Annotated in this window: 17 protein-coding genes and 1 pseudogene; 2 read left to right on the top strand and 16 right to left on the bottom strand. The window is 60.4% G+C overall.

The window, feature by feature from the left end:
* Positions 1-185: 185 nt before the first annotated feature.
* The 10 genes from ACIN8IBEIGE_RS17700 to ACIN8IBEIGE_RS17745 all read right to left on the bottom strand — a co-directional run bounded on the left by ACIN8IBEIGE_RS17700 (position 186) and on the right by ACIN8IBEIGE_RS17745 (position 14,601).
* A complete protein-coding gene (locus tag ACIN8IBEIGE_RS17700; protein WP_160015802.1) occupies positions 186-725 on the bottom strand; it encodes a YaeQ family protein in 540 nt (179 codons plus the stop codon).
* 108 nt (positions 726-833) lie between these two features.
* Positions 834-3,551, bottom strand: coding sequence for a DEAD/DEAH box helicase (locus ACIN8IBEIGE_RS17705; RefSeq protein ID WP_160015803.1), 2,718 nt, complete (start codon positions 3,549-3,551; stop codon positions 834-836).
* Positions 3,551-4,237, bottom strand: a complete 687-nt coding sequence (locus ACIN8IBEIGE_RS17710; protein WP_090387921.1) for a phospholipase D-like domain-containing protein — start codon at positions 4,235-4,237, stop codon at positions 3,551-3,553. The genes ACIN8IBEIGE_RS17705 and ACIN8IBEIGE_RS17710 overlap by 1 nt, the downstream gene beginning before the upstream one ends.
* On the bottom strand, positions 4,238-4,798 hold the full coding sequence (locus ACIN8IBEIGE_RS17715; RefSeq protein ID WP_090387920.1) for a rhomboid family intramembrane serine protease: 561 nt from the start codon (positions 4,796-4,798) through the stop codon (positions 4,238-4,240).
* Positions 4,795-10,050: a DNA repair ATPase gene (locus tag ACIN8IBEIGE_RS17720; RefSeq protein WP_160015804.1), complete on the bottom strand. Its 5,256-nt coding sequence runs from the start codon at positions 10,048-10,050 to the stop codon at positions 4,795-4,797. The genes ACIN8IBEIGE_RS17715 and ACIN8IBEIGE_RS17720 overlap by 4 nt, the downstream gene beginning before the upstream one ends.
* A 98-nt stretch (positions 10,051-10,148) precedes the next feature.
* Positions 10,149-10,388 (bottom strand): hypothetical protein, encoded by a 240-nt coding sequence (locus tag ACIN8IBEIGE_RS17725; protein ID WP_160015805.1) that lies wholly within the window; start codon positions 10,386-10,388, stop codon positions 10,149-10,151.
* Positions 10,389-10,502: 114 nt separating this feature from the next.
* Positions 10,503-12,545, bottom strand: coding sequence for a flotillin family protein (locus ACIN8IBEIGE_RS17730; protein ID WP_160015806.1), 2,043 nt, complete (start codon positions 12,543-12,545; stop codon positions 10,503-10,505).
* A gap of 25 nt (positions 12,546-12,570) precedes the next feature.
* Complete coding sequence (locus ACIN8IBEIGE_RS17735) at positions 12,571-13,209, bottom strand: OB-fold-containig protein (RefSeq protein ID WP_160015807.1); 639 nt, start codon at positions 13,207-13,209, stop codon at positions 12,571-12,573.
* A gap of 56 nt (positions 13,210-13,265) precedes the next feature.
* Positions 13,266-13,967 carry a PspA/IM30 family protein gene (locus ACIN8IBEIGE_RS17740; protein ID WP_160015808.1) on the bottom strand — a complete coding sequence of 234 codons (702 nt, stop codon included), beginning with the start codon at positions 13,965-13,967 and terminating at the stop codon, positions 13,266-13,268.
* A 4-nt stretch (positions 13,968-13,971) separates the two neighbouring features.
* Positions 13,972-14,601 carry a YjfI family protein gene (locus ACIN8IBEIGE_RS17745; RefSeq protein ID WP_160015809.1) on the bottom strand — a complete coding sequence of 210 codons (630 nt, stop codon included), beginning with the start codon at positions 14,599-14,601 and terminating at the stop codon, positions 13,972-13,974.
* Positions 14,602-14,905: 304 nt separating this feature from the next.
* Between ACIN8IBEIGE_RS17745 and ACIN8IBEIGE_RS17750 the strand changes: the two are divergent.
* Positions 14,906-16,136: pseudogene (locus ACIN8IBEIGE_RS17750) on the top strand (CaiB/BaiF CoA transferase family protein).
* Positions 16,137-16,218: 82 nt separating this feature from the next.
* On the opposite strand, the gene ACIN8IBEIGE_RS17755 reads toward ACIN8IBEIGE_RS17750, so the two are convergent.
* From ACIN8IBEIGE_RS17755 to xerD, 6 genes are all read right to left on the bottom strand, one after another.
* Entirely contained in the window at positions 16,219-16,953 is a 735-nt protein-coding gene (locus ACIN8IBEIGE_RS17755; RefSeq protein ID WP_160015811.1) for an ABC transporter substrate-binding protein, read from the bottom strand.
* A gap of 39 nt (positions 16,954-16,992) precedes the next feature.
* Complete coding sequence (locus ACIN8IBEIGE_RS21280; protein ID WP_160015812.1) at positions 16,993-17,253, bottom strand: ribosomal protein L7/L12; 261 nt, start codon at positions 17,251-17,253, stop codon at positions 16,993-16,995.
* Positions 17,254-17,343: 90 nt separating this feature from the next.
* On the bottom strand, positions 17,344-18,753 hold the full coding sequence (gene thrC, locus ACIN8IBEIGE_RS17765) for a threonine synthase (protein WP_160015813.1): 1,410 nt from the start codon (positions 18,751-18,753) through the stop codon (positions 17,344-17,346).
* Between the two features lie 58 nt (positions 18,754-18,811).
* Positions 18,812-20,116: a homoserine dehydrogenase gene (locus tag ACIN8IBEIGE_RS17770; protein ID WP_160015814.1), complete on the bottom strand. Its 1,305-nt coding sequence runs from the start codon at positions 20,114-20,116 to the stop codon at positions 18,812-18,814.
* Between the two features lie 113 nt (positions 20,117-20,229).
* Positions 20,230-20,955 (bottom strand): bifunctional protein-disulfide isomerase/oxidoreductase DsbC, encoded by a 726-nt coding sequence (gene dsbC / locus ACIN8IBEIGE_RS17775; RefSeq protein ID WP_160015815.1) that lies wholly within the window; start codon positions 20,953-20,955, stop codon positions 20,230-20,232.
* A 92-nt stretch (positions 20,956-21,047) separates the two neighbouring features.
* Positions 21,048-21,944, bottom strand: a complete 897-nt coding sequence (gene xerD, locus ACIN8IBEIGE_RS17780) for a site-specific tyrosine recombinase XerD (protein ID WP_090387907.1) — start codon at positions 21,942-21,944, stop codon at positions 21,048-21,050.
* Positions 21,945-22,027: 83 nt separating this feature from the next.
* On the opposite strand from xerD, the gene ACIN8IBEIGE_RS17785 reads away from it, so the two are divergent.
* Complete coding sequence (locus ACIN8IBEIGE_RS17785) at positions 22,028-23,851, top strand: sodium:proton antiporter (protein ID WP_160015816.1); 1,824 nt, start codon at positions 22,028-22,030, stop codon at positions 23,849-23,851.
* Positions 23,852-23,882: the final 31 nt, after the last annotated feature.

The following is a 23,882-nucleotide window of genomic DNA, read 5'->3' on the forward strand; positions in this document are numbered from 1 at the left end:
GAGCCTAGATCAGGCAGGGGGGCGGGTAGCGGGCGGGACTCGATACGCATGGGGCGGGGTTCTCAACATCATGACGGAGCGAAACGTAGGATGGGGCGGGCCGCGTAGGTTGAGCCTGCGACACCCATCGTATGGTCGGTAGTTGATGGGTATCGCAGGCTCAACCCACCCTACCAAGCTAAGCCTTAGCGTTCGCCAGCAAGCCACTCAATCGGCAGCTCATGCTGACCGCGCTCATCGGTGACGAACAGCTCGCCGTCGCTGATCATCACGCTCCAGTTCAGTGAGCGCGGCATATCCAGCGCCAGCTTGGCCAGGGCCTCCTGATCGAGGGCGACGACGTTGATATTTTTCAGGCTGCGCACCGGATCGAGCACCTTGGTCTGCCATACGCGCAGATTGCCATACGCCACCAGGCTGAATTTCTCGGTACGCCGCGAACACCAGGTAATGCGCTCACTGTCCGGCTGACCGACTTCGATCCAGTGCAGCACGCGGTCATCCAGGCTCTTTTCCCACAACGCCGGCTCATCCACATCCGACAGGCCGCGACCGAACGCCAGCTGCTCGTGATAGAACAAGGCATAGGCCACCAGGCGCGCCGCCAGGCGTTCTTCGGTTTCCGAAGGGTGTCTGGCCACGGTAAAACGCAGGTTTTCATAGACGCTGCGGTCCATGTCGGTGAGGTTCAGTTCGATTTTATAAGTGGTAGACGGCAGGGCCATGGACGGGGCTTCTTGGCTATTCGGAAAGGCCGCAAGTCTACCCTGAATCCAGGCCGATTGCCTTGAACAGGGATGGATGGCCGCAGGCAACGCTGCGCCGAAACGTTATTACAAACGCTGTAACAGCGCCTGCAACGCCAACTCCGGCTCAAGCTTCCACAGGCCATAACTGAGTGGCAGACTTTCCAGGCCAGCGCGGGCCAACACCAGGTAGCGTTCCAGTTCGAGAAAACCCTCGCCCTCGCCGGGAAAACCGATCAGGTCGATGGCCAGGCACTTGTCGCCACGCTGGCAGAAGATATCCAGCAGCAGCCCGGCCAGCGGGTAGCCGGCCCAGGTGCTGACACCATTGGCTTCGAGCGCGGCGCAGACCTCGCGCTGAAAAGCGTCCTCAGCGGTCGTTGCGCGGGCTGCTGACGCGAACGGGCGAATCGACTCCAGATAACGGCGCAGCAGGTTTTGCGCCGGCAACTGCTGTTCGTCGCCGCTGAACAGCAGCACCTGACGCTCACGGGCGCGGGTGATGGCAACGTTGAACATGTCCGCTCGATTAAGGTAGGTAGCAACCTGAGCACCGCCGCCGTGCATGGCGAAGCTGATGATCATCAGGTCGCGCTCCTCGCCCTGAAAGCCGTAAGGCGTGGCGATCAGCAGGCGAAACTCAGCCAGTTGCTCGAGCGACAGCGTGGCAGCGACCTGCTTGCGAATCGCCTCGACCTGATCGCGAAACGGCGACAGCACGCCGACGCTCGGTTTGACCGGGCTGGCGGCATAGCGCGCCATATGTTCGCCGAGCAATGCCAGTACCCGCGCCACCTCGGCCGGATTGACCCCGTTGGCGCCGCGCTCGCCGCTCAGCCGTTCGAGCTGCAGGCTGTCGCAGCCCTCCTGCCCCGGGCGCTCTTTCATCACCCGTAAACGATTGGCGTAGAACCGCTGGTTGCTGAAACGAATCAGTGCGGGGCGGCTGCGAAAGTGCTCATCGAGAAAGATCACCGCTTGCTGATGGGCCAGTTGCAGGCCCATGAGATCCAGCACGCTATTGGTTCTATAACTCCAGCGCTCACCCTGCTCGTCCGGCACGTGCGCACGGCTGGCAAGGCGCGCCTCAGCGGCGATGGATAAAAACGAGATATGCCGCAACTGCCGCGCATCGCCTGCCACCACCGCGCGCTTGCAACGCTGGAAGGCCGGCAGCGCCGAGGCGATATCGCACTGAGTCGCCTCGTCCATCACCATCACATCGAACAAACCGGCGCGCAGCGGCAGCATGCGATGCAGCTCGTCGAGGGTCACCACCCAGATCGGGAACGCCGCCAACAGGCGCGCCGGATCGATATCCTCGAACAGCGCCAACTGCCGCTGCGAGTTGCGCGCGCGGATCGCCTGGTTGTAATGCACGAATGTCTGCCGATCCTTGGCCAGCAAGCGCTGCAAGCCCAATGCCCGGCACGTATTCAGGTATTCACGACTGAGTCGCTGACGACGCTGCTGACATTCGCGCAACTCATCGAGCAGCGCCCAAGGCCGTGCGCTGGCAGAGATGCGCTGGCGCACCCAGGGCACCTGCAACCACCGCTGCCAGAAGCTCAGGCTGCCACGCTCGGCGCGCAACAACAGGCGACTCCAGGCCAGCGCCTGCTCGCCGCGGCGGCGAAAAGCCCGGCTCAGGCGCTGCTCGTTGCGTTGCAGGCTGCTGAGTTCACGGCGCTGCTGGCGCTCGCAGCCCTCCTCGACCGTTTCGAGCTCGCCCTGCAGGGCCCGCGCCAGGCGTTCGCGCAGCCCTTTGAGCTGGCCCTGACCATCGCACTCCAACACGCCGTCACGCAGGCCGAAGTCGTCACGCAGCTTTTGCGCGATAACTTTCACCGCCTGTTCGCTGCGGCTGACCAGCAATACGCTTTCGCCTTGCAGGTAGCGATCCAGCGCCAGGGCCGCCAGGGTGTAGCTTTTGCCGGTGCCCGGCGGGCCGCTGATCTGGCTCAAGGGATAGCGTGCGGCATTAGCCAATGCGCGGCACTGGGCAGCGCTAAGTTGCGCCGGCAGATTTTCCGGCGAACTGACAGCGGCCTCACTTGCTGCAGTCGCCGGCTCGCCGAGTAACTGGCGCAGCGGCGGCGACAGCTCGCTGGCCGCCTGCAATTGTTGCAATTCGTGGGCGATGCCACGGCTGCCGGTGCCACGTGGCACCAGCGCAACCATGGCCCCAGACTGCAGCGAGAGACTGCGCCGACGTTGCGCCTTGTCCAGCACGGCCACATCGGCCAAAACGGGAAAACCGGCAGCTGCGACAACATCCGGCACCTGGGTATTGGCCACCACCCAAGACAACAGTTCGCCCAGAGCCAGGCTATCCAGCGGCTCGCTGGGCAGCACCAGCCCGGCAAACGCATCCTGTTCTTCGCCGCCGAGCAAGCGCCGCAACAGTCGCCAATTACCGTGAGGCTGCTGCAGATCGATAGTCAGCAAATGGCTCTGCGCGTCAGCTGTGCGCTGCAATCGAGCTTCGTAATAGAACAGTGGACCGCAGACCGGTACGGCGGGTGCATCGGCCAAGGTCAGTCGCCCGCAAATCGGCAGCACGCCGTAAATCAGCTGCAGCTCGCGCTGATAGAGGCTTTGTTGGCGCTCCAGGGCGGCGCCCAACTCCGCATTCAACGGCAGGCTGAGCAAACCACCACTGACCAGCTCTTCGCGACCGCCCAACCAGGCCCAGCGCTCGGCCGGCAACTTACTCAGGTTATCCAGATCCAGCTCGCGGCTGTCGGCCAGGTAGCAACTGCGGTAGAAGCCGATAAGCCGGTGAACGGGCGACGAGTCGTCCATCAGTTATCCACGTAACGCGCCCACAGGCTTTCAAACTCACGACTGAAAGCCGCCAGCAGCTGTGGGTTGTCGACCACCATAAAGTTCTCTTCGTTGCTGGTGCTGGCGCTACGGGTCCAGTTGAAGCTGCCGTTGAGCAGCAGGCGACCGTCGAACAAAGCGAACTTGTGGTGCATATGGAAGGGGCCGCTATCGATGCGCAGCGGTACGCCCTTATCGCGCAGCCACTGCACATCGCTGCCGGCGTCGAACTGTTTCTCGTTGTCGCTGATTACCCGCACGGCCAGGCCGCGCTGGTGACAGGCGAGAATTTCCTCGCTAAGCAGATCATCTGAGATGGTGTAGACGCAGATATCCACAGTCTTGCGCGCCTGCCGGCACAGCTCGCGGATCTTGCGACGGCATTCCTCGCCGGGGCTGAAATGGGCGCTGGCCAGGTTGCTGGTAGGCGCGATATTGGCGTCCAGGGTCTTGATTACCTGCTCCAGCCACTTCAGCGCCAGCTCGGCATTCTCCGACTGACGAATCAGCTCACGGACCAGGGCAAAGGCGCGGTTACGCATATAACGCACCTGATCGGGGGTCAGTTCGCTGCCAAGCTGGCGCAGCTCATCACGTTCCTCATTGCTCAGGCGCAGATCGACCAAACTGTCACGCAGTTGCTGATCGAGACGATTGAAATCCATTTAACCTCCTTGCCGTGCGCGCGGCGTGTAGCGCCAGGCCGCATAGAGCCCACCGCACAGCGCACCGGCCAGATGATATTCGAATGACACGCCCTGCTGCGGCAGCAGGCCGAAGACCCAACCACCATGTAGAAAGAACACCAGCACCGCCAGCAGCAGATCGAGCCAGCTGCGGCGAAACCAGGCCCGCGCCAGCAGCAGCGCCCACAACCCGAACAACCAGCCGCTGGCACCGACGTGGATACCCTCGCGGCCGAACAACCAGACCAACAGCCCACTGCCGAGGATGATAAACAGGCTGGCCTGGATAAAGTCGCGGCGCGACTCGAGCAAGGCCAGCAGCCCCAGCACCAACAGGCCACTGAGGTTGCTCAACAGATGCATCCAGCCGCCATGCAGCCAGGGCGCAAACAGCACGCCCGGCAATGACTCAAGCCGCCGCGGAATAACACCCCAGAGATTCAGGCTGTAACCACTCAAGCTGTTACCCAGCTGCAGCACCAGCATCAATGCGGCAATGCCCAGCAACAGCTGCACGCGCGGCAACAGCCCGGCCTTCATGGTGTTTCGCTTTCGCTGTCACCACCCAGGCGCTGTTCATGGCCCAGTTGCTCGCCAAGATCACGCAGCTGGGTGGAGATTTCCAGCATGCGGTTGTGGGTGCGCAGGTCGATATCGATCTTCTTGTCCATGGCGTGGATCAACGGAAGGAAGCTGTTCTGCAGACTGTCGGCCAGACTCTCCAGCACCTTCTGCACGGCCGGTTGTGGCGGCGTGATCACCTCCACCTGCGGGCGCAGCTTACCCAGACTATCCAGGCCGGCGAGCAACTCGGCCCAGGGAATCGTCGGCGCTGCGGCTTGCTCGCCCGGTGCCAGCTTGGCCAGGCCACGCACACCCTCGACCAGATCATTGAGCTGCGCCACCATGCGTCCGCCGACATCGGTATCGCTGCCGCCCATGGCCTTGTTGCGCATAAAGTCGCGCTTGATCTGCGCCCAGCGCTCGGCTTGTACGTCGGTCATATTGCCGCGCAACTCGGCGAGTTTGAGCAGGTTTTCCTCGGCGCCGGTCGTCAGTAACTGGGATTCACCCTGGTAGTGATCGGCGATCAATTGCAGCACCTCGGCATCGTTCATCACCGCGCTGATCTTCTCCGCCATCTTGTTCATATTGCGGTAGCTGCCCTGCAGCTTGAACGGCGGTTCGGTGCGGTACTGATCGGCCTGGGCGGCGCTGGCGATGTACTGCTGGTTGACCCGACCGACCACATCGCGCACCTGCATCAGGCGCTGCAAGGTGGTGACGATTTCGTTGACCTCAGCCGCGCTGTAGCTGTGGCTCAGTTCATTGCTGGAGAACGGCTTGCCTTCGGCCTTGGCGACGAAGCGATAGACGTCAGCCATATCGCGGGTGGCCAGCGGTGCCAGCACCGGGTTGGAGGTCAGGCCGTTCTCGATGTAGGACAGCGCAAAAGCTTCCTGCATGCCGCCCAGGGTGTCGCCGAGGTTATAGATGTCGGCGCGGTTGGCCAGCATATCCGGGATCTTGAATACGTCGCCGGACTCGGTATAGGGGTTGCCCGACATGATCACGCAGAACTTGCGCCCACGCATGTCATAGGTGCGCGTGCGGCCCTTCCACACACCTTCGATACGCCGCGTGCCATCACACAGCGAGATAAATTTCTGCAGGAACTCCGGGTGAGTGTGCTGAATATCGTCGAGATAGAGCATCACGTTGTTACCCATCTCCAGCGCCAGGTTTAGCTTTTCCAACTCCTGGCGTGAAGTGGCATCCGGCGCCTGGGCAGGGTCCAGGGAACGCACTTCGTGACCCAGCGCCGGGCCGTTGATCTTCATAAAGATCAAACCGAGGCGGTGGGCGACGTATTCCATCAACGTGGTCTTGCCGTAACCCGGCGGCGAAATCAGCATCAGCAAACCGGACAAGTCCGAACGACGATTCTCCCCGGCGGTGCCCATCTGCTTGGCCAGGTTGTCGCCGATCACGCCGAGATAGACATCATTGATCAGCTTGTTGCGCACGAAGGAGCTGAGCGGCTTGGGCTTGAACTCATTGAGGCGCAGCGCCTCGCGCTCGCGCGCCACCACTTCCTGGCGCAATGCCTGATAGCGCTGCAAACCGGGCAGAAACTGCTCGCGGTGCACACGCAGGCGAGCGAAGAAATCGTCCACCGCCAGCACCAGTTGCCGTTCGCTCACTCGTGGGTGTTCGCCCATCAAGTCCTTGGCGGTAAAGCGCAGATCCACTTCGGTGATGCGCTTGGGTAGGTCCTCGGCAAGCAGCGTCAGGGCCACGGCTTCAGGCACATAGGCACTGAGCGCGGCGAACTCCTGGGCCGCGCAAAGGCCGCGCAGCCAGTTCTCCACCAGCGCCCATTGCGCCGCTGGGCGATCCTGCAGTTGAGTCAGGGTTTGCTGATAGACATCCCACATATGCGCCGTCTGCAAACGCGCCTGCAAACCGGCCAGCAGCTCGCGGGCGTATTTGCTGAAAACGAATTCGATGCGCTCGGCGGCCAGCTCCTGCACCAGGTATTCCGCCGCCTCGACCAGCGTTGCCGGAGTCAGACTCATGCCCTGCTGGGCGATATAGCCGGCCATGGCCTCGGCAACTTCCGCCTGCAACTGCAACAGGCTGTCGCGCTGGCCGAACAACTGCTGGATATGCCGGGCACTGCGCGCGCGCTGTGGCCATTGCTTGGCATCGTCGCGACGCTGCGCCTGGCCCCAGAAAAAGCTGGCAAAAGCACGGGGCAAGGCGCCGTAGCTAAGCAGTCCAGCGCTGTCGCGCAGCGGCAACAATTGGGTGAGGATCAACGCCGCATCGTGGTCGTGAATGCCCTTCTCGTAGCCTTCCTTGTAGCGCGGCGCGGCGAAGTCGCGAATGCTCTTGATCAGCGCATCCGGCTGGGTCAACTGTTGCTTGAGCAGGTCCAGGCTAAGCCCATCGCGGCCGGCATCGGCGGCGGCCAGCACTTCACCGGCCAGGTATTCGGCGCGATACAGCGTGGCGGACTCGGACTCCAGGGCTACCTGCCAGAAATCACGCAGCGCTTCCAGCTCGGTGTTCTGCAGCGGTTCGAGGAATTCGGTGCCAGTCAGGTGCAGATAGAGCTGATCGCCACGCGGCATCAGGGTCAGGTCCAGCTCCTGGGTGTTGACGCTGAAGCGGTGGCGCGGGCCGAGCTTGATGACGTTGCCGCCCTCCTCGAACAGCTCGCTCTTGTCGCGCAGGCTGCGCACCGCCTGATCGCGGGCGGCCTTGAGGCGTGACTCGACGTCTTCAGCCTTGACGCTGTCCTTCAGCTCGCGCAGGCGCTCGGCCAGTTCTCGCAGCTTGAGAATCAGCGGATCGGAAGCGAAGAAGGCGTTCAGCTCATCCGGTTGGGTCAGGCGCGCGGTGCGCCGCCCGAGGCTTTCCAGAATCCGCCGCGCGGCATCGAGCAGGCCCTGGGCCTTGCGCTGACGCTCGTCGAGCAGCGCCTGCTTGTGCGCCTCGAAGGTTTCCAGCAGTTCTTCACGCTTGGCCAGAATGTCGCCGAGGAACTGCTCCTGATCGCCGAACTGGCTTTCCAGCTCTTCCAGTTGTACCAGCAGGCGCGACAGCTGTTCGTCGCAGCGCTCCGGGTCCTGGGCCATGGCCAGGGCATTGGTGATGCCCTGGCTGAACAATTTGAACTGGGCGCCGAACTGCGCCACGGTCTCCGCCGAGCCCAGGCCCTTGCGCCGCTGTTCGGCGCGGGCCTTGGCCTGGTTAAGACGGGCGTAGACCTCGGAAATCGACTCGACGATTTCGGTACGCTGGGTAGCATCGTCAATCGGCAGCGAAGCCATCAGGCTGGACAGCATATCCAGGTTGCCGGCCATGGCCTGCAACGCCACCAGCGGCTCATTCAGTTGGCTGACGCTTTCGGCCTTCTGCGCCTGGGCGTCGAGCTGGGCCAGCTGCAGCACATAAGGCTCCAGCGCCGCCTTGCTGGCGAGGAACGCCGAGGTGGCGGCCGCGACCTGCTCCTGGGCCGTCAGCAGCTCGGTTTCCATGGCGTCGATGCGCGCCACGTCGATATAGCGGTAATCGCGAATGGTCAGCAGCTGGCCACGCTGGGCGTTGATGCCATTGAGCGCGTCGACAAAGTGCTGCACCTCATCCCAGCTATCGATCAGTAGGCTGGATAACAGCGCCTGCTGCCGGGTTTCCGCCTCGGCCATGGCGCGAGCCGATTGCTGGCGAATGCTCTCGACCTTCTCGAATTCGTCGAGCACCAGTTCGCCAGTTGCGGCGATTTCACGCAGCAGAGGCGCCATGCCCTGGCACTGAGCATCGCCCAGCCAGTGGTAGACGTCGAACAGGCGGCGAGTGTTCTGGCACAGCTGGGTATAACGCTGCACCGAGACTTCCGGGGTTTCGATTTCGCGACTAAGACCCAGCAGGTCGGAGACGCCGCGCACCAGTTCGGCGTTGCCGATGCGCCCGAAGAAGCCGCTGCGCACCGGTTGGCGAGCGGCGAAATCATCGCTGCAGAACGGTGTCTGCCAGATCTGCATCGGGTGGATACGGGTCGGCTCTGTGCCTTCGGCGGCGAAGATCACCATGCGCCCGTCTTCCAGGCGCGCATAGCCGTGGCCGAAGATCGGGTTGTGCAGCTGGCGATTGATCATGTTGTAGGTGAACAGCGCCGAGCGGCCTTCTTCCGGGTGGTAGAAGATGTACTGCACGTCCTCGCCATTGGGCGAGCGCACCGCGCGCTTGAAGCGCATGCCAGCCATGGGCTGCTCGAAGGCCTTGGACTCGCCATTCTGCAGGTAGTAGCCGCCGGGAAAGATGATGCCGTGGTCTTCCGGTAGCTGCACGCAGGCCTGGCCGATGGCGTCGATGCGCTCGACCTTGCGCGTCAGGCTGTTGAACACCAGGTAGCGCCACTCTTCTTCGCGGTATGGCAGGACTTTCAGCAGGATCAGGCTGCCGAGTTTGGCGTACTCGATCTGCGCGTCGTCCAGCGACTGAGTCTTGTCCACCACGGTTTCGCGGTAGATGCCCAGGCCGTCTTCGGTATTGTTCTCGACCTTGACCGTGAGGTCGCCACCGATGGTCTCGACAAAGATGGTGTCGAGGATATTCATATGCGGATGGCGGCCATTGACCACCATCTCGCGGGAAGTTTTCTGCCACTCGAAATCGAAAGGCGCCGGCAGCGCGATATCGCGCTCGCCGCGGTTGTCGATATAGCGAACTTCTTTGCCGCCGTCGGCGATCGACCAGCGGAACACCCGGATATCGCTGATCCGCTCGCCGATCTGGAAGCTGGCCAACAGCTTGCCGTCACGCACCAGCAGCTGCAGCAAGTGGGTGTTCTTGTAATAGGTGTAGAGCTCCTTGAAGTCGTTAACGAAGCTGCTCTGACCGAGAAAGCTGTCGGCCAGCGCCACGCTCTCGGCTTCATAGCCTTCGTCCTGCTCGCTCAGGCGATACAGGGAGAACACATCCTCGACGCGGGTTTCCTTTTTCAGGCCGAGGAACACGTTGTAGCCAAATAGCAGGTTCTCGCCGACCTGGACGATATCGCGCGCCGTGCAGTTGTTTTCGGTACGGATGCGTACCCGTCCGACCACCTCCATCTGGCTGCTGCCGAACTCCTGCAAGCGCTGAGCATTCAGCGCCTCGGTAGTCTGCCGCAGGCGCAGGCCCTGCTCCTGCAGGCGCTTGTGCAGCACCTCATAGGCACCGCCTTCGGCGACGGCCTTGTCCAATACATCCTGTGGTTGGGCTACGGCTGGAGCATCCGACATCGTGGTCTTCCTGAATCTGCGCTGTCTGCTAGCAAGGTGGGGTGACGCGAAGGGGCGGTTTCACGAGCCCCAACAGCAAAGCACATGGTTCTACTTTTTTAGGCACCAATCTTTTGGGTTATTTCGGCCAGTTTGTCGCGCATCGCCTGATCGAGCTCTTCGGGCTTGATATGCGCAATGATCTTCTTCAGCACGCGAATTTCATTGTCATCAATCACCCCGTCGCGCTCGGCAATATTCAGCAGCGCGCCCAGCTCCTGCACATCCAGACGGCCGTCATTGGCAAAGCACTGGATCGAACGAAACGACATTTCCAGATAATCCCGTGGTTCTGACATAAGGCTTCCTAATTAGAGATAAACGGGCCATTCAAGGAGTTGGCTTTCGCCAACCCCAAGAGGACATCCAACTTATTGGTAAGACGCTGGTTTTCAGCCATTACCGGCAAACACTTAGCTCTCGCTGCTATCCACAGCCGCTGGCGTCTTGCTTTCGCCGACGCGGCCGTTGAGCAGACGGGCCAACACGTCCTGCACCACCGGGCTCTTGCCGACCACACCTTCGATGGCCTTGCCCACCGACAGCGACTTGGCGAAGGAATTGAAGAAGTCGCCTTCGCCGCCGACGATTTCGATCTTCGCCTTGGCCAGCGCGGTGGACAGCACCTCGGCCTGATCCTTGGCGATGTCCTTGTTGGCCGCGATGGCGGCCATGGCTTCCTCGAAGTTCTTCTCCAACTGCATGCGGAATTCTTCGTGCTGACGGGCGCTGTCGCTGAGCGCATCGAGCGCGCCGAACTTCTTGCCCAGGCCCTCGGCCTCGGCATTCAGACGCTCCAGCAGTACATGGGCCTCGGCCATACCCAGGTCCTGGGTAGCCTTGGCCTTGGCTGCGCCGAGCTGTTCTTCGCCACGCGCCTGAGCACCGAGCTTCTCTTCCAGCACCTTGGCATCGGCCAGGCCGTCTTTTTCCTTGGCGGCAGCTTTGGCTTCGGTCACCCGTGCCTCGGCCAGGCCCTTTTCCTGCTCACCCTTGGCTTCGGCAATCAGTTGCTCAGCCTGCACACGGGCTTCTGCCAGGCCTTCCTTCTCCTTGGCGGCGGCGGTGACTTCACGCACCCGCGCATCGGCCAGACCAGGCGCCGCGCGCTCGGCTTCGATACCTTCGGCCATTTTCTTCTTGGCTTCGGCCTGCTTGGCCGCAGCTTCCAACTCGGCCTGAGCCAGGTTGTTGATTTCCACGGCCTTGTGCTGGGAACGGGTCTCGTCGGCTTCGGCCTGCTTGACCTGCCGCACCAGCTCCTGCTCGGCTTCGGCCTGGGCGTTGAGCACCATGACCTGCTTGGCCCGATCCGCTTCGGACACTTCACGCACTTCCTTGATGCGTTCTTCTTCCTGGGCCACGGTCTTCTCGACCGCGACGCGCTCACGGATCACCCCAGCAATGTTCTTGCGCTCGACTTCCAGGGCCTTTTCTTTCTCGATGCGCTGCAGCTCGACTTCACGTTCGCGCGAGACGACTTCCAGGTCCTTGGCACGGGTGACTTTTTCCACTTCGATAACCACCGCACGCTGACGGTTCTGCTGCGCCACTTCGACTTCGCGCTGGTGGTTCTCGGCGCGAATATCCAGCTCCTGCTGGGTGGTGATGCGTGCCTGCTCGGCTTTCAAGCGCTCTTCTTCCTTGACCTTGAGGGTCTCGGCTTCTTCGCGGGCGCGGATGGTTTCGATCTCGCGCTTCTGCCGTGCTTCGGCATCGGCCTGCTGACGCTCAAGCGCCAGGGTCGCCTCGCGGGTTTCCACATTCTTCTTCTTGATCGCCAGCTCTTCGTTGCGCTCCAGGTCATTAGTGATGACGTTCTGCGCAGCAGTCAGCTGAGTGATCTTGCGGATACCCTCGGCATCAAGAATATTGCTCGGGTCCAGCGACGCCTTGGAGGTTTGCTCCAGGTAATCGATGGCCACATCTTCCAGCACATAGCCGTTAAGGTCGTTGCCGATCACCTCGACGATACGGTCACGGAATTCCTGACGGTTCTCGAACAGCTGGACGAAGTCGAACTGCTTACCGACGGTCTTCAGCGCTTCGGAGAACTTGGCGTTGAACAACTCATTGACTGCCTCACGGTCAGAGGCACGATCCACCCCAATAGCCTTGGCCACTTTGAGCACGTCTTCTTGCGTTTCATTGACGCGCAGATAGAAGGCCACGGTAATGTCGGCACGCATGTTGTCCTTGCAGATCAACCCGTCCTTGGCGCGACGATCCACTTCTAGGGTGATCAGGGAGATCTTCATGAACTCCTTGAGGTTGATCACCGGATAGACCAGCGAACCGGTGAAATGCACCTTGGGGGTGGAAGACATATCGTTGACGATCAACGCAGTGCCTTGGGGAACCTTGATATAGAACGCCTTGAACAGCACGTAAAAGGCAAAAAGAAAAACAAAAAACAGACCAAGACCGGTCAAGAACAACATCAGTACTTCTGGCATTTTAAATCGTCTCCTTGATAGCGGGTCAGAGCCCGTTGAATTCGTCTTCGCTGACCACTCGGTAGGCGTGCTCTGCCTCCAGATACTCCAGCAGCACCACCCGATCCCCGCGCTTGAAACCGCAGGACTTATCGGCACGCACACGCAAAATCAGCCCCGCGCCGCCGTCTTCCAGCGTTACTTCGCCATGCTGCAGGGTGACCCGCCCACTGCGTACCACGGCAGTCTGACCGAGCACCGACTTGCGAGTAGTGCTCTGTGATTTTTGGAACAGCGAACGTAGCGGCCGACACAGTGCAGCAGTGACCGGTACGGCCGGCACCAGTGCCAGGCCGATGGCGAGCAATCCCAGCGGGTAGCGCAGCCAGCCAAAAGCGATATACCGCAGCACAAACATTTCGATCAGATAGCACGCCACCCAAGCGAAGAAGATCAGCAGGCTCAGCACCAATGTCACCGGCACACCGCCCAGCCCCAGCTTCATCAGCAACCCGGCCAAGCCCTCAAGCTCAATCCCTTCACCATCCAGCGAAACATCCCCGTCGAGTGCGTCTATCTCGAAAATGCCCATAGCAGCAATCAGCCAATACAGGAACACCGCACACAGCAGGAAGCTAAACAGCACCACGGGGAACGTCAGCGAAGTCTGAAAGAACAGCTCCATCTTCTTTACATCCTGGTAGTAGAAGAAGCGGGAGCCGCAGCTCCCGCATGACCGGCTCAGGCCTCGGGCTTGACCCGACCTTTCAGCCGCGCTAGCACGCTATCGGCACTGGCGTTATCCGGTACGATACCGGCAGCGCGCAGCTTGACCTCCAGAGCATCATCCGGCGCACTGGTTGCGGCCAGTTCCGCACTGGCTTCCATCATGGCTGCACGCTCGGCCTGCTTGAGCTTGATGCGCTCCAGCGATTCGACCGCGGTATGCAACTTGGCCTGCGAGCCACCATAGCGCTGCGCCACGGCCATCTGGGCTTTCTGCACGCTTTCCGTGGCCTTGACCGTATCGACCTGTTGTTTCAGGCGTTTGATATGCCCTTCTGCCTGGGTCACGGCTTTGCGCAACTGCGCCACACTGGCCGCGAAACCATCGGCCTGTTCACGGTCGCTGGCTTGTTCGGCTTCCAGATTGGCGATCTTCTCGGCAACTTCCTTGGCCAGGGTTTCATTACCCGCATCCAGGGCCTTGAGCGCGTACTGCTCGTACTCGGCGATCTTCGCCGTGCTCTTGCCCAGGCGATCACTGGCCAGCTTCTGTTTGGCCATGATTTCGGCCAAGGCTTCCTTGGACTTGCGCAGCTCTAGATCGGCATCGCGGATCTCCTGATCGAGAATACGCAGCGCCTGGCCGTCAACCACGGCCTCACCCACTTCATTGGCGCCGCCACGCAGCGCTGTCAGCAATTTGCTCCAGACGTTCATAGCATCACTCCTTAGCGTCAGCCTTGAGGAAGCCTTCATAGGCTTCGGTGGCCTTGATCACGTTGTCGGCCAGCAATTCGATCTCGAACACCACGTCGGTCAATGACGACGCCGAACTCAGCGCACCAAACATGGTGTAGCAAGGCTGGCCGTCCGGCAGGGTTTCCAGACCGATAGAAGACAGCGGAAACAGTTTGTGCGTGCGCAGCACCTGCTCATTGAACGCCGCGCTGTCGCACACATCGGCGGCAGGCCACAGCAGGCCCTCGACCACGATCTGCTCACCATAGACGGCAATAAACAGCGGCAGATCGCCATAGTCGTGCATGGTCACGTGCAAACTGGCATCCGAGCTTTGAATCAGCTCAATGCTCGCTTGCCCGCCCTTGAATAGCTCAGCGGCCGATAGCGCATCGTATAAAGCCTGTGCAGTCCAAACCTGCGGCATGCTCATACCCTCCTCCTTTTCCATTGAAGCCAGCTTTAATGAGTGCGGCTGGCGAAGTTTCCGCTCGAACGCCATAAGCAGCGGGGCATGCTCTGGCAATATCCAGACTTCCTTCTTGACCAACCCCTGCTCGCGCAAACGCTGACGAAAAAGACGCTGGTAATGGGCTGATGATTTGTTTTCCATGGACGCAGACTAGACCTACACATGTAATGAATCAACACATCACATGTAATATTTTAAAACGCATGTTTGTGGATTTTCAGGCACGCGCAAGCAAACCGCTCAAGAGCAGCGCCGCAAAGAACACGCAGGAAAAAATCGCAGGAGGGAAACCATCCAGGGCCAGCAGCGCCGAGCATCCATTCGTGACGGCAATTTAACGCCATATCGCCCACCAACTAAACAGCTAAATCTGCCAACCCCATCGCAGCCGCAACGCCTGATAGCGGACATTGAAATATGACTCAGCACTCACAATCGAATAGCCTTGGCCAGCCCGCCACCCAACGGAAGCCCTTATGAGCACAGCCAACAAACCCCTCGCCGACCTGAAAGTGATTGAGCTTGGCACCTTGATCGCCGGCCCATTTGCATCGCGCATCTGCGCCGAGTTCGGTGCCGAGGTAATCAAAGTCGAGTCACCGGATGGCGGCGACCCGCTGCGCAAGTGGCGCAAGCTGTACGAGGGCACGTCGCTGTGGTGGTTTGTACAGGCGCGCAACAAGCAGTCGATCACCCTCAATCTCAAACACGAGGCCGGCCGTGAGGTGCTGAAGAAGTTGCTCAGCGAGGCGGACATTCTTATTGAGAACTTTCGCCCAGGCGTACTGGAAAAACTCGGCCTGGGCTGGGAGGTGCTGCACGCACTGAACCCCAAGCTGGTGATGGTGCGCCTTTCCGGCTTCGGGCAGACCGGACCAATGAAGGATCAACCAGGTTTCGGCGCCGTGGGTGAATCCATGGGCGGGCTGCGCTATATCACCGGTTTCGAGGATAGGCCGCCGGTACGCACCGGCATCTCGATTGGCGATTCGATCGCCGCGCTGTGGGGCGTGATCGGCGCGCTGATGGCACTGCGTCATCGCGAGGTCAACGGCGGCAACGGGCAGATGGTGGATGTGGCGCTGTATGAGGCGATCTTCGCCATGATGGAGTCCATGGTGCCGGAGTTCGATGTGTTCGGTTTTATCCGCGAGCGCACCGGCAATATCATGCCCGGCATCACGCCCTCCTCCATCCATACCAGCAGCGATGGCAAACATATCCAGATCGGCGCCAACGGTGATGCGATCTTCAAACGTTTTATGCAGGCCATCGGCCGCCAAGACCTGGCCGATGACACGACGCTAACCAGCAATGATGGTCGCGACGCCCGACGCGATGAGATCTATGGCGTAATCGACCGCTGGGTCGGCTCGCTGCCGCTGGAGCAAGTGCTGGCAGCCTTGAATCAGGCTGATGTCCCCGCCAGCCGCATTTTCAGCGCCGAAGACATGTTCCACGACCCGCAATTTCTCGCCCGAGAAATGCTTCTATCGGCCAAGCTGCCCGACGGCAAGGCCTTCAAGATGCCCGGCATCGTGCCCAAACTGAGCGACACACCGGGAGAGGTGAACTGGGTCGGCCCGGAGCTGGGCGAGCACAATGAACAGGTGCTGAGCGGGCTGGGTTATAGCCGTGAGCAGATCGCCCAATTGCATAGCGATGGCGCCATCTAATCAGCAACCCAAGCAAACGGGCTCTAGCTAGCAGGCCGCGTTAACGCAGGACTGCCAACGCAGGCAGCGCCCCAACAACCTGCTAGAGGTGAACGCCGTATTTGGCGTAGATCCCCTCAATAATGCCGCGCCGCTTGAGCGTCAGAATGGCCGCATCCAGCTTATCCAGCCAAGCTTCGTGGCGCGGATGAACGCGCATGCTGACATCGAAAGAGCTCATTACATCGCCAATCTCGAGATGACGGTAATCCGGAGTCTTGGCCAGGCTGTATTGCGCAATCGCCTTGTTGACCACAATTTGATCAAACCGCGATTTCGCCAACATCTCCAGCAGCTGCGCTTCATTCAACGCATTGCGCCGATCGAGCTGCCCCGCTTCAATCAGCGCGCGCAAGTCAGGGTAGGCATAACCACGAACCAGCCCTACTGACTTGCCGCGTAAATCCTCAGGCCGCGCCACCGGGAAAGCCTTACCCGGGGCAAACATCATGACATCAACAACCTTGCCGAACGGCACCGAAAACACTCCAGGGGTCGGCTGACTGCGCACCCAACCCGGATAGACTCCCGGCTCGATATCGAGCTGCCCACCATTGAACAGCAGGCCAATACGCGGATAGGGATAGTACTGCACGCTGAAGGTGTCACCCGTGAGCTTGCCTAGCTCATCGAAGATGTCCTGATAGATACCGGTTTTCCCCTGCTCGATCATCATCGGCGGGTAGTTATAAAAGCCGACTTCAAAGGTAGCGGCGTTGACGCCAGCCAAGGGACAGACACCACACAGCAGAAAAACCACATTGCTCAACCACTTCACGCCATCACCCTACTACCCCTACCGTACGATGCACTGCCGCTAGAACGCGCCAAACAACCAGGCGACTGCAGCGCCCAGCACAAGTAAGCCTAACAACCAGAAGATACCGCCATGCCCGCCCGACTGCACTACCGAGGCACCATCCGGCTGTCGCTCAAGCGTGTAGCCATCCACGGCCTCCTTGGCCTCTTTCAAGCCAATACCCTTGAGCTCACGCAGCAATTTGATTGCCTCGATTTTCTGCCCACGCTCAAGTGCCGCTATCACCTGCACCGGCAAATCCTGATCAAACTCAGCCATGGCACACTCCAGCCCAACAAACTACCCAGAGCATAGCCGCAAAAAAAGCCGGCCCCTTACGGGTACCGGCTTTATCGACAAGCGCCAGACTTACAGCGGCTTGCCGCGATTGCCGTGCTGAGCCACGAAGCTCTGTACGGTTTTCAGATCATTGGCCAGTACCGTGCAGCGCTCCTCGCGCTCGAACAGATCCGCCAGATGCGCGGGCAGCGCCGGCGCCTGACCAACACCGGCCTTCTCCACCGCCTCGGGGAACTTGACCGGGTGCGCAGTGCCCAGGATCACCATCGGCGTCGCCAGGCTGCGGCGGCACTCACGAGCGGCACGCACGCCAATCGCGGTATGCGGATCAAGCAGCTCACCACATTCGCTGAACACTTCGGTGATGGTTTCGCAGGTCTGCGCATCGTCCACCGCGAGCGAGTCGAATAGCTTGCGCGCCTCGGCCCAACGGTCTTGCTCGACACTGAAACCACCACCCTGCTTGAAGGTGGCCATCAGCTCGGCGATTGCCGCGCCGTTGCGACCGTGCAGGTCGAACAGCAGACGCTCGAAGTTCGACGAGACCATGATGTCCATGGACGGCGACAGGGTCGGGTGCAGTTCATCCTTCACATACTGATTGCCGCTCATAAAGCGATGGAGGATGTCATTGCGGTTGGTGGCGACGATTAGCTGACTGATCGGCAGGCCCATGTTGCGCGCCAGGTAGCCGGCGAAGATGTCGCCGAAGTTACCGGTCGGCACCGAGAACGAGATGGAGCGTGCCGGGCCGCCCAGTTGCAGGGCGGCATGGAAGTAGTAAACGATCTGGGCCATGATCCGCGCCCAGTTGATCGAGTTGACCGCAACCAGGCGCGTGCCCTTGAGGAAGCCCTGGTCAGCAAAGCTGTCCTTGACCATTTCCTGGCAGTCATCGAAGTTGCCTTCGATGGCGATGTTATGGATGTTGTCACCGAGGATGGTGGTCATCTGCCGACGCTGCACCTCGGACACACGGTTGTGCGGGTGCATGATGAAAATGTCAACGTTGTCGCAGGCCTTGCAGCCTTCGATGGCCGCCGAGCCGGTATCACCGGAGGTCGCCCCCATGATCACCACGCGTTCGTTGCGCTTGGCCAGTACATAGTCGAGCAAACGGCCGAGCAACTGCAGGGCGAAGTCCTTGAACGCCAGGGTCGGACCGTGGAACAACTCCAGCACCCACTCGTTGCCGTTCAGCTGACGCAGTGGCGCGACAGCGTTATGGGCGAACACGCCGTAGGTTTCTTCGAGGATCTTTTTGAAGTCGGTATCCGGAATGCTGCCGGCGACAAACGGGCGCATTACCCGGAAGGCCAACTCGTGGTACGGCAGGCCGGCCCAGGAGGCGATCTCTTCCTGGGTGAAACGCGGCAGGTTTTCCGGCACATAGAGGCCGCCATCACTGGCCAGGCCAGCGAGCAGCACATCTTCAAAATTCAGGGCCGGTGCTTGGCCACGGGTACTGATATAGCGCATAGGGGCAAACCTTCGGTTGAATCTTTAAAAGCCGCAGCAGCCTGCGGCCAGAGGCTGATTAGTTCAACTGCTCGACGCGGATACGCACAACGCTGCCGACCACATCGTCCAGCGCTTCAAGGGCGTTGATCGCCTCATTGATCTGCGCTTCGACCACACGATGAGTGACCAGGATCATCGGCACCAGACCATCTTGCTCCTCGACTTCCTTCTGCATGATCGACTCGATATTGATCCCGCGCGCCGACAGGATGCTCGCCACCTGAGCCAGCACGCCCGGGTGGTCCTTGGCCTGAATGCGCAGGTAATAGGCGCTCTCGCAGGCTTCGATCGGCAGAATGGGGTGATCGGACAGAGAGTCCGGCTGGAAGGCCAGGTGCGGCACGCGGTTGGTCGGATCGGCCGTTAGCGCGCGAACCACGTCAACCAGATCGGCGATAACCGAGGACGCAGTCGGCTCCATGCCGGCGCCGGCGCCATAGAACAGCGTGCTGCCAGCGGCATCGCCGTTGACCATCACCGCGTTCATCACGCCGTTGACGTTGGCGATCAGGCGGTCGGCCGGGATCAGCGTCGGGTGCACGCGCAGCTCAATGCCCGCAGCAGTGCTGCGCGCGATGCCCAGGTGCTTGATGCGATAGCCCAAGGCTTCGGCGTAATTCACGTCAGCGGTGGTCAGCTTGGTGATGCCTTCGGTGTAGGCCTTGTCGAACTGCAGCGGAATGCCAAAGGCGATAGAAGCCAGGATGGTCAGCTTGTGCGCGGCGTCGATACCCTCAACGTCGAAGGTCGGATCAGCTTCGGCATAACCCAACGCCTGCGCTTCGGCCAGCACATCGGCAAAGGCACGGCCTTTTTCGCGCATTTCGCTGAGGATAAAGTTGCCAGTACCGTTAATGATGCCGGCCAGCCAGTTGATGCGGTTGGCCGCCAGGCCTTCACGAATGGCCTTGATCACCGGGATACCGCCGGCAACGGCGGCTTCGAAGGCGACGATCACACCCTTCTCACGGGCCTTGGCGAAGATTTCATTGCCGTGCACGGCAATCAGCGCCTTGTTCGCGGTGACCACATGCTTGCCGTTGTCGATGGCCTTGAGCACCAAGTCCTTGGCCAGGGTGTAACCGCCGATCAGCTCAATAACGATATCGATCTCAGGGTTGTTCACCAGCTCGAAGACATCGCTGGTCAGGCTAATACCGGTGGTGTCGTACTGCGGCTTGGGCGAGCGAATGGCAATCTGGGCGACTTCAATACCACGCCCTGCGCGCCGGGTAATTTCCTCGGCGTTTCGCTTGAGTACATTCAACGTACCGCCACCGACGGTACCCAGCCCACAGATGCCTACTTTCACCGGTTTCACACTGAACTCCCCATCTGCACTGCGTAAAACGGCCGGAGCAAGCCCCGGCCGTAGAAAAAGAGCCGCACCATACGAAGCGGCTGTTTATTAGTCAATCAGGCGCGAGCCTCAGATCACTTGGATTCCAGTGCTATTTTCGCCAGCTGCGGTGCTGGTTGATAGCCGGGAATGATCTTGCCGTTGGCCAACACGATGGCCGGAGTACCGCTGACCCCGATCATCTGCCCGAGCGCGTACTGCTTGGCTACCGGGCTGTCGCACTGAGCATCTGCAACGCCTTGGCGGCTCTTCGCGCGATTCATGGCATCCTGCTGGTCCTTGGCGCACCAGACATTCGACAACTCTTTTGCCGCCGCGCTTTCCAGCCCCTGGCGCGGGAAGGCCAAATAACGCACCTCAACACCCAGGCGATTCAGCTCAGGCACTTCGCTGTGCAGCTTCTGGCAATAGCCACAATCGGTGTCGGTAAATACAGTGATATGGGTTTTCGGCTGCTTGGGCGCAAACACCACCATTTCCGAGACTGGGATGGCATCCAGCAGCTTGACCACACCCTTGCTCTCGGCAGCCTCGGTCAAGTTAACCGGCTTGCCATCCTTGACCTGAAAGAGGTAGCCCTGCAGCAAAAACTGACCATCTTCGCTGGCATAGAGCTGGCGGCCGCCTTGCAGCTGTACTTGGTACAGACCGGTCATCGGGCTTTCGGCAATGGCCTCGATTGGCAGCTCAGGGTCAATCGCCTTGAGAGTACTACGGATCGCCTGATCAGGATCAGCGGCAACACCCATAGTGCTGACTAGCCCCAAGGCTAACGCGACAACAATGCGGTTGAAACGCATACAAACTCCCAACAGAAGATGACTTAATAAAGGATGACGCAGCCTACCATATAAGCCCACAGAGACCGACCACTGCAGGCTGGACGGCGCGCTCAGCCGCGCGGGTGGTGCCGCGCATGCAACTCCTGCAGGCGCGCACGAGCAACATGGGTATAGATTTGCGTAGTTGAAAGATCGCTATGCCCCAGCAGCATCTGCACCACACGCAGATCAGCGCCATGGTTGAGCAAATGGGTAGCGAAGGCATGGCGCAGGGTGTGCGGCGACAGACTCTTGGCAATACCCGCTACCCTGGCCTGGTGCTTGATGCGATACCAGAAAGTCTGCCGGGTCATCTGCTCGCCACGCAGGCTCGGGAACAGCACATCGCTGGGCTTGCCATCAAGCAGAAATGGCCGCGCCTCCTTGCTGTAACGCTCAATCCAGGCGATCGCCTCTTCACCCAGCGGCACCAGGCGCTCCTTGCTGCCCTTGCCAAACACCCGCAGCACGCCCTGACGCAGATTGACCTGTTCCAGCGTTAAGCTGATCAGCTCGCTGACGCGCAAGCCACAAGCATAGAGCACTTCAAGCATCGCACGATCGCGCAAACCAATCGGATCTTCCAACTCAGGAGCGGCCAACAGAGCCTCGACATCGGCCTCGGACAACGACTTGGGCAGTGGTCGCCCCAGTTGCGGTAAATCCACCTGCAGCGTCGGGTCACGACTGATTAACTGTTCACGCAAGAGAAACCGGTAGAAGCCGCGCAACCCCGAGAGCAAGCGCGCGGTAGAGCGCGCCTTGTAGCCTTCATTCAGGCGCCAGGCCAGATGATCAAGAATCAACTCACGCCCCGCGTCGGCCAGTTGCACGTCACGCACCTGCAACCAACCATTAAACAGCGCCAAATCACTGCGGTAGGCAGCACGCGTGTGCGCCGACAGCCCTTTCTCCAGCCACAGGGCTTCCACGAAACGGTCAATCAAGGGGTGGTCGATGGCGGGCATGCGGAACTATGGCGGCAGGTTAAAGCGGGTTAGTCTTTCACAGCTTGGCCATGCAGGGCCAGGGCTCACCACAAGGACCCTTGATGAACGAACAGCATATTCTTCTGGCCTTTGCCGCCATCGGCGCAAGCGCCCTCGCCTGCCAGTGGCTAGCCTGGCGCTTACGCCTACCCGCCATCTTGTTTCTGCTGATAGCCGGGATACTTGCGGGACCTGTACTGGGTTGGCTGGACCCTCACGCCCTGTTCGGCAGCTTGTTATTCCCATTGGTTTCAATGGCCGTGGCACTGATTCTGTTCGAAGGCAGCCTAACCCTTCATTTATCCGAGTGGCGCGAGATCGGCAGCGTAGTAAGGCGCATGGTAACTGTGGGCGCACTGGCCACCTGGGCGGTCATTGCTGCAAGCACGCACTACCTGCTGGGTTTTGAGTGGGACATGGCACTGCTGTTCGGCACCCTGACACTGGTCACCGGCCCCACGGTCATCGTGCCCATGCTTCGTGTCGTCCGCCCGAAAGCCTCCGTCGCCAACATCCTGCGTTGGGAAGGCATTGTTATTGACCCGATTGGCGCGCTACTCGCCGTTGTCGTGTACAGCTTTATCATCGCTAGCAATGAAGGCAATGGCTGGAGCAATGGCCTGGTGACCTTCGCTGGCGTGATCGCCTGCGGCAGTGGATTCGGGATCGCCAGCGGTTGGGCACTGGGCCAGGTGTTAAAGCGCCAATGGCTGCCGGACTACCTGCATAACCTGGCCGTATTGGCCACCGTGCTGGGGGCGTTTATTGCCGCGAACGCAGCCATGCATGAGTCTGGCCTGCTCGCCGTGACACTGATGGGCATGTGGCTGGCGAATATGAAGGGCGTCGACGTTCGGCATATTCTGCACTTCAAGGAAAACCTCAGCGTGCTGTTGATTTCCGGCCTGTTCATCCTGCTGGCCGCGCGCCTCGACCTGAGCGCCCTACTCGCCCTGGGCCCGGCGGTATTGATACTGCTGGCCATCATCCAGTTTGTCGCACGCCCACTCAACGTGGCGCTGTCCACCTTTGGCTCCAGCCTGAACTGGCGCGAGCGAGCACTGCTGGCCTGGATATCCCCGCGCGGCATCGTGGCTGCGGCCGTTTCAGCCATTTTTGCCATCCGCTTGGAGGAACTGGGCTATGACGGCGCCCAACTGCTCGTGCCGCTCACCTTCGCCGTTATTATTGGCACCGTGGTCTTGCAGAGCGCGACCGCGCGGCCGCTGGCCAAACTCTTGAAGGTGGCAGAACCAGCCCCAAGCGGGTTTCTTATCATCGGGGCCAATCCGGTGGCTCGGGCACTCGGCACAGCACTGCAAGACCTCGGTAACCGTGTCCTGCTGTGCGACTCCAGCTGGGAAAACATCAGCGCCGCCCGCATGCAAAAACTACCGACCTACTTTGGCAACCCCACCTCACAGGATGCTGAAGCCCACCTGGATCTGGTCGGCCTTGGGCACTTACTCGCACTATCACCGTCCAGTGAACTGAACGCGCTGGCGTGCATGCATTTTCGCCACGACTTTGCCGCAAATCGCCGCTTTACCTTGCCCACTGGAACTGAAAGCCGACGCAGCGACAAACATCGCAGCCGCGACACCGTGCGCGGTCGCCCCCTGGGCAACCAGGAGCTGAGTTTCCCGCAGTTCGCCAGTTTCTTAAGCAAAGGCGCAGAGGTACGCACGACGACACTGACCAACACCTTTGACTGGCCGGCCTACCAGAATCTGCATGGTGACAAAGCTGTGCTTCTACTTGCTTGCGATCCAGGCGGCTGGATACATATCGCAACCCGACCGTTTGAAATTTTGCCGGGTCCGGACTGGATCCTGGTAGCCCTGATTAATGACCCGCAGGCGCCATCCAATAACGGCAAGCTCTAAAAGCAACAAGCTCGTCACCCTATCCTTGGAT

The organism is Pseudomonas sp. 8BK, from assembly GCF_902506475.1.
Classification (GTDB): Bacteria; Pseudomonadota; Gammaproteobacteria; order Pseudomonadales; family Pseudomonadaceae; genus Aquipseudomonas; species Aquipseudomonas anguilliseptica.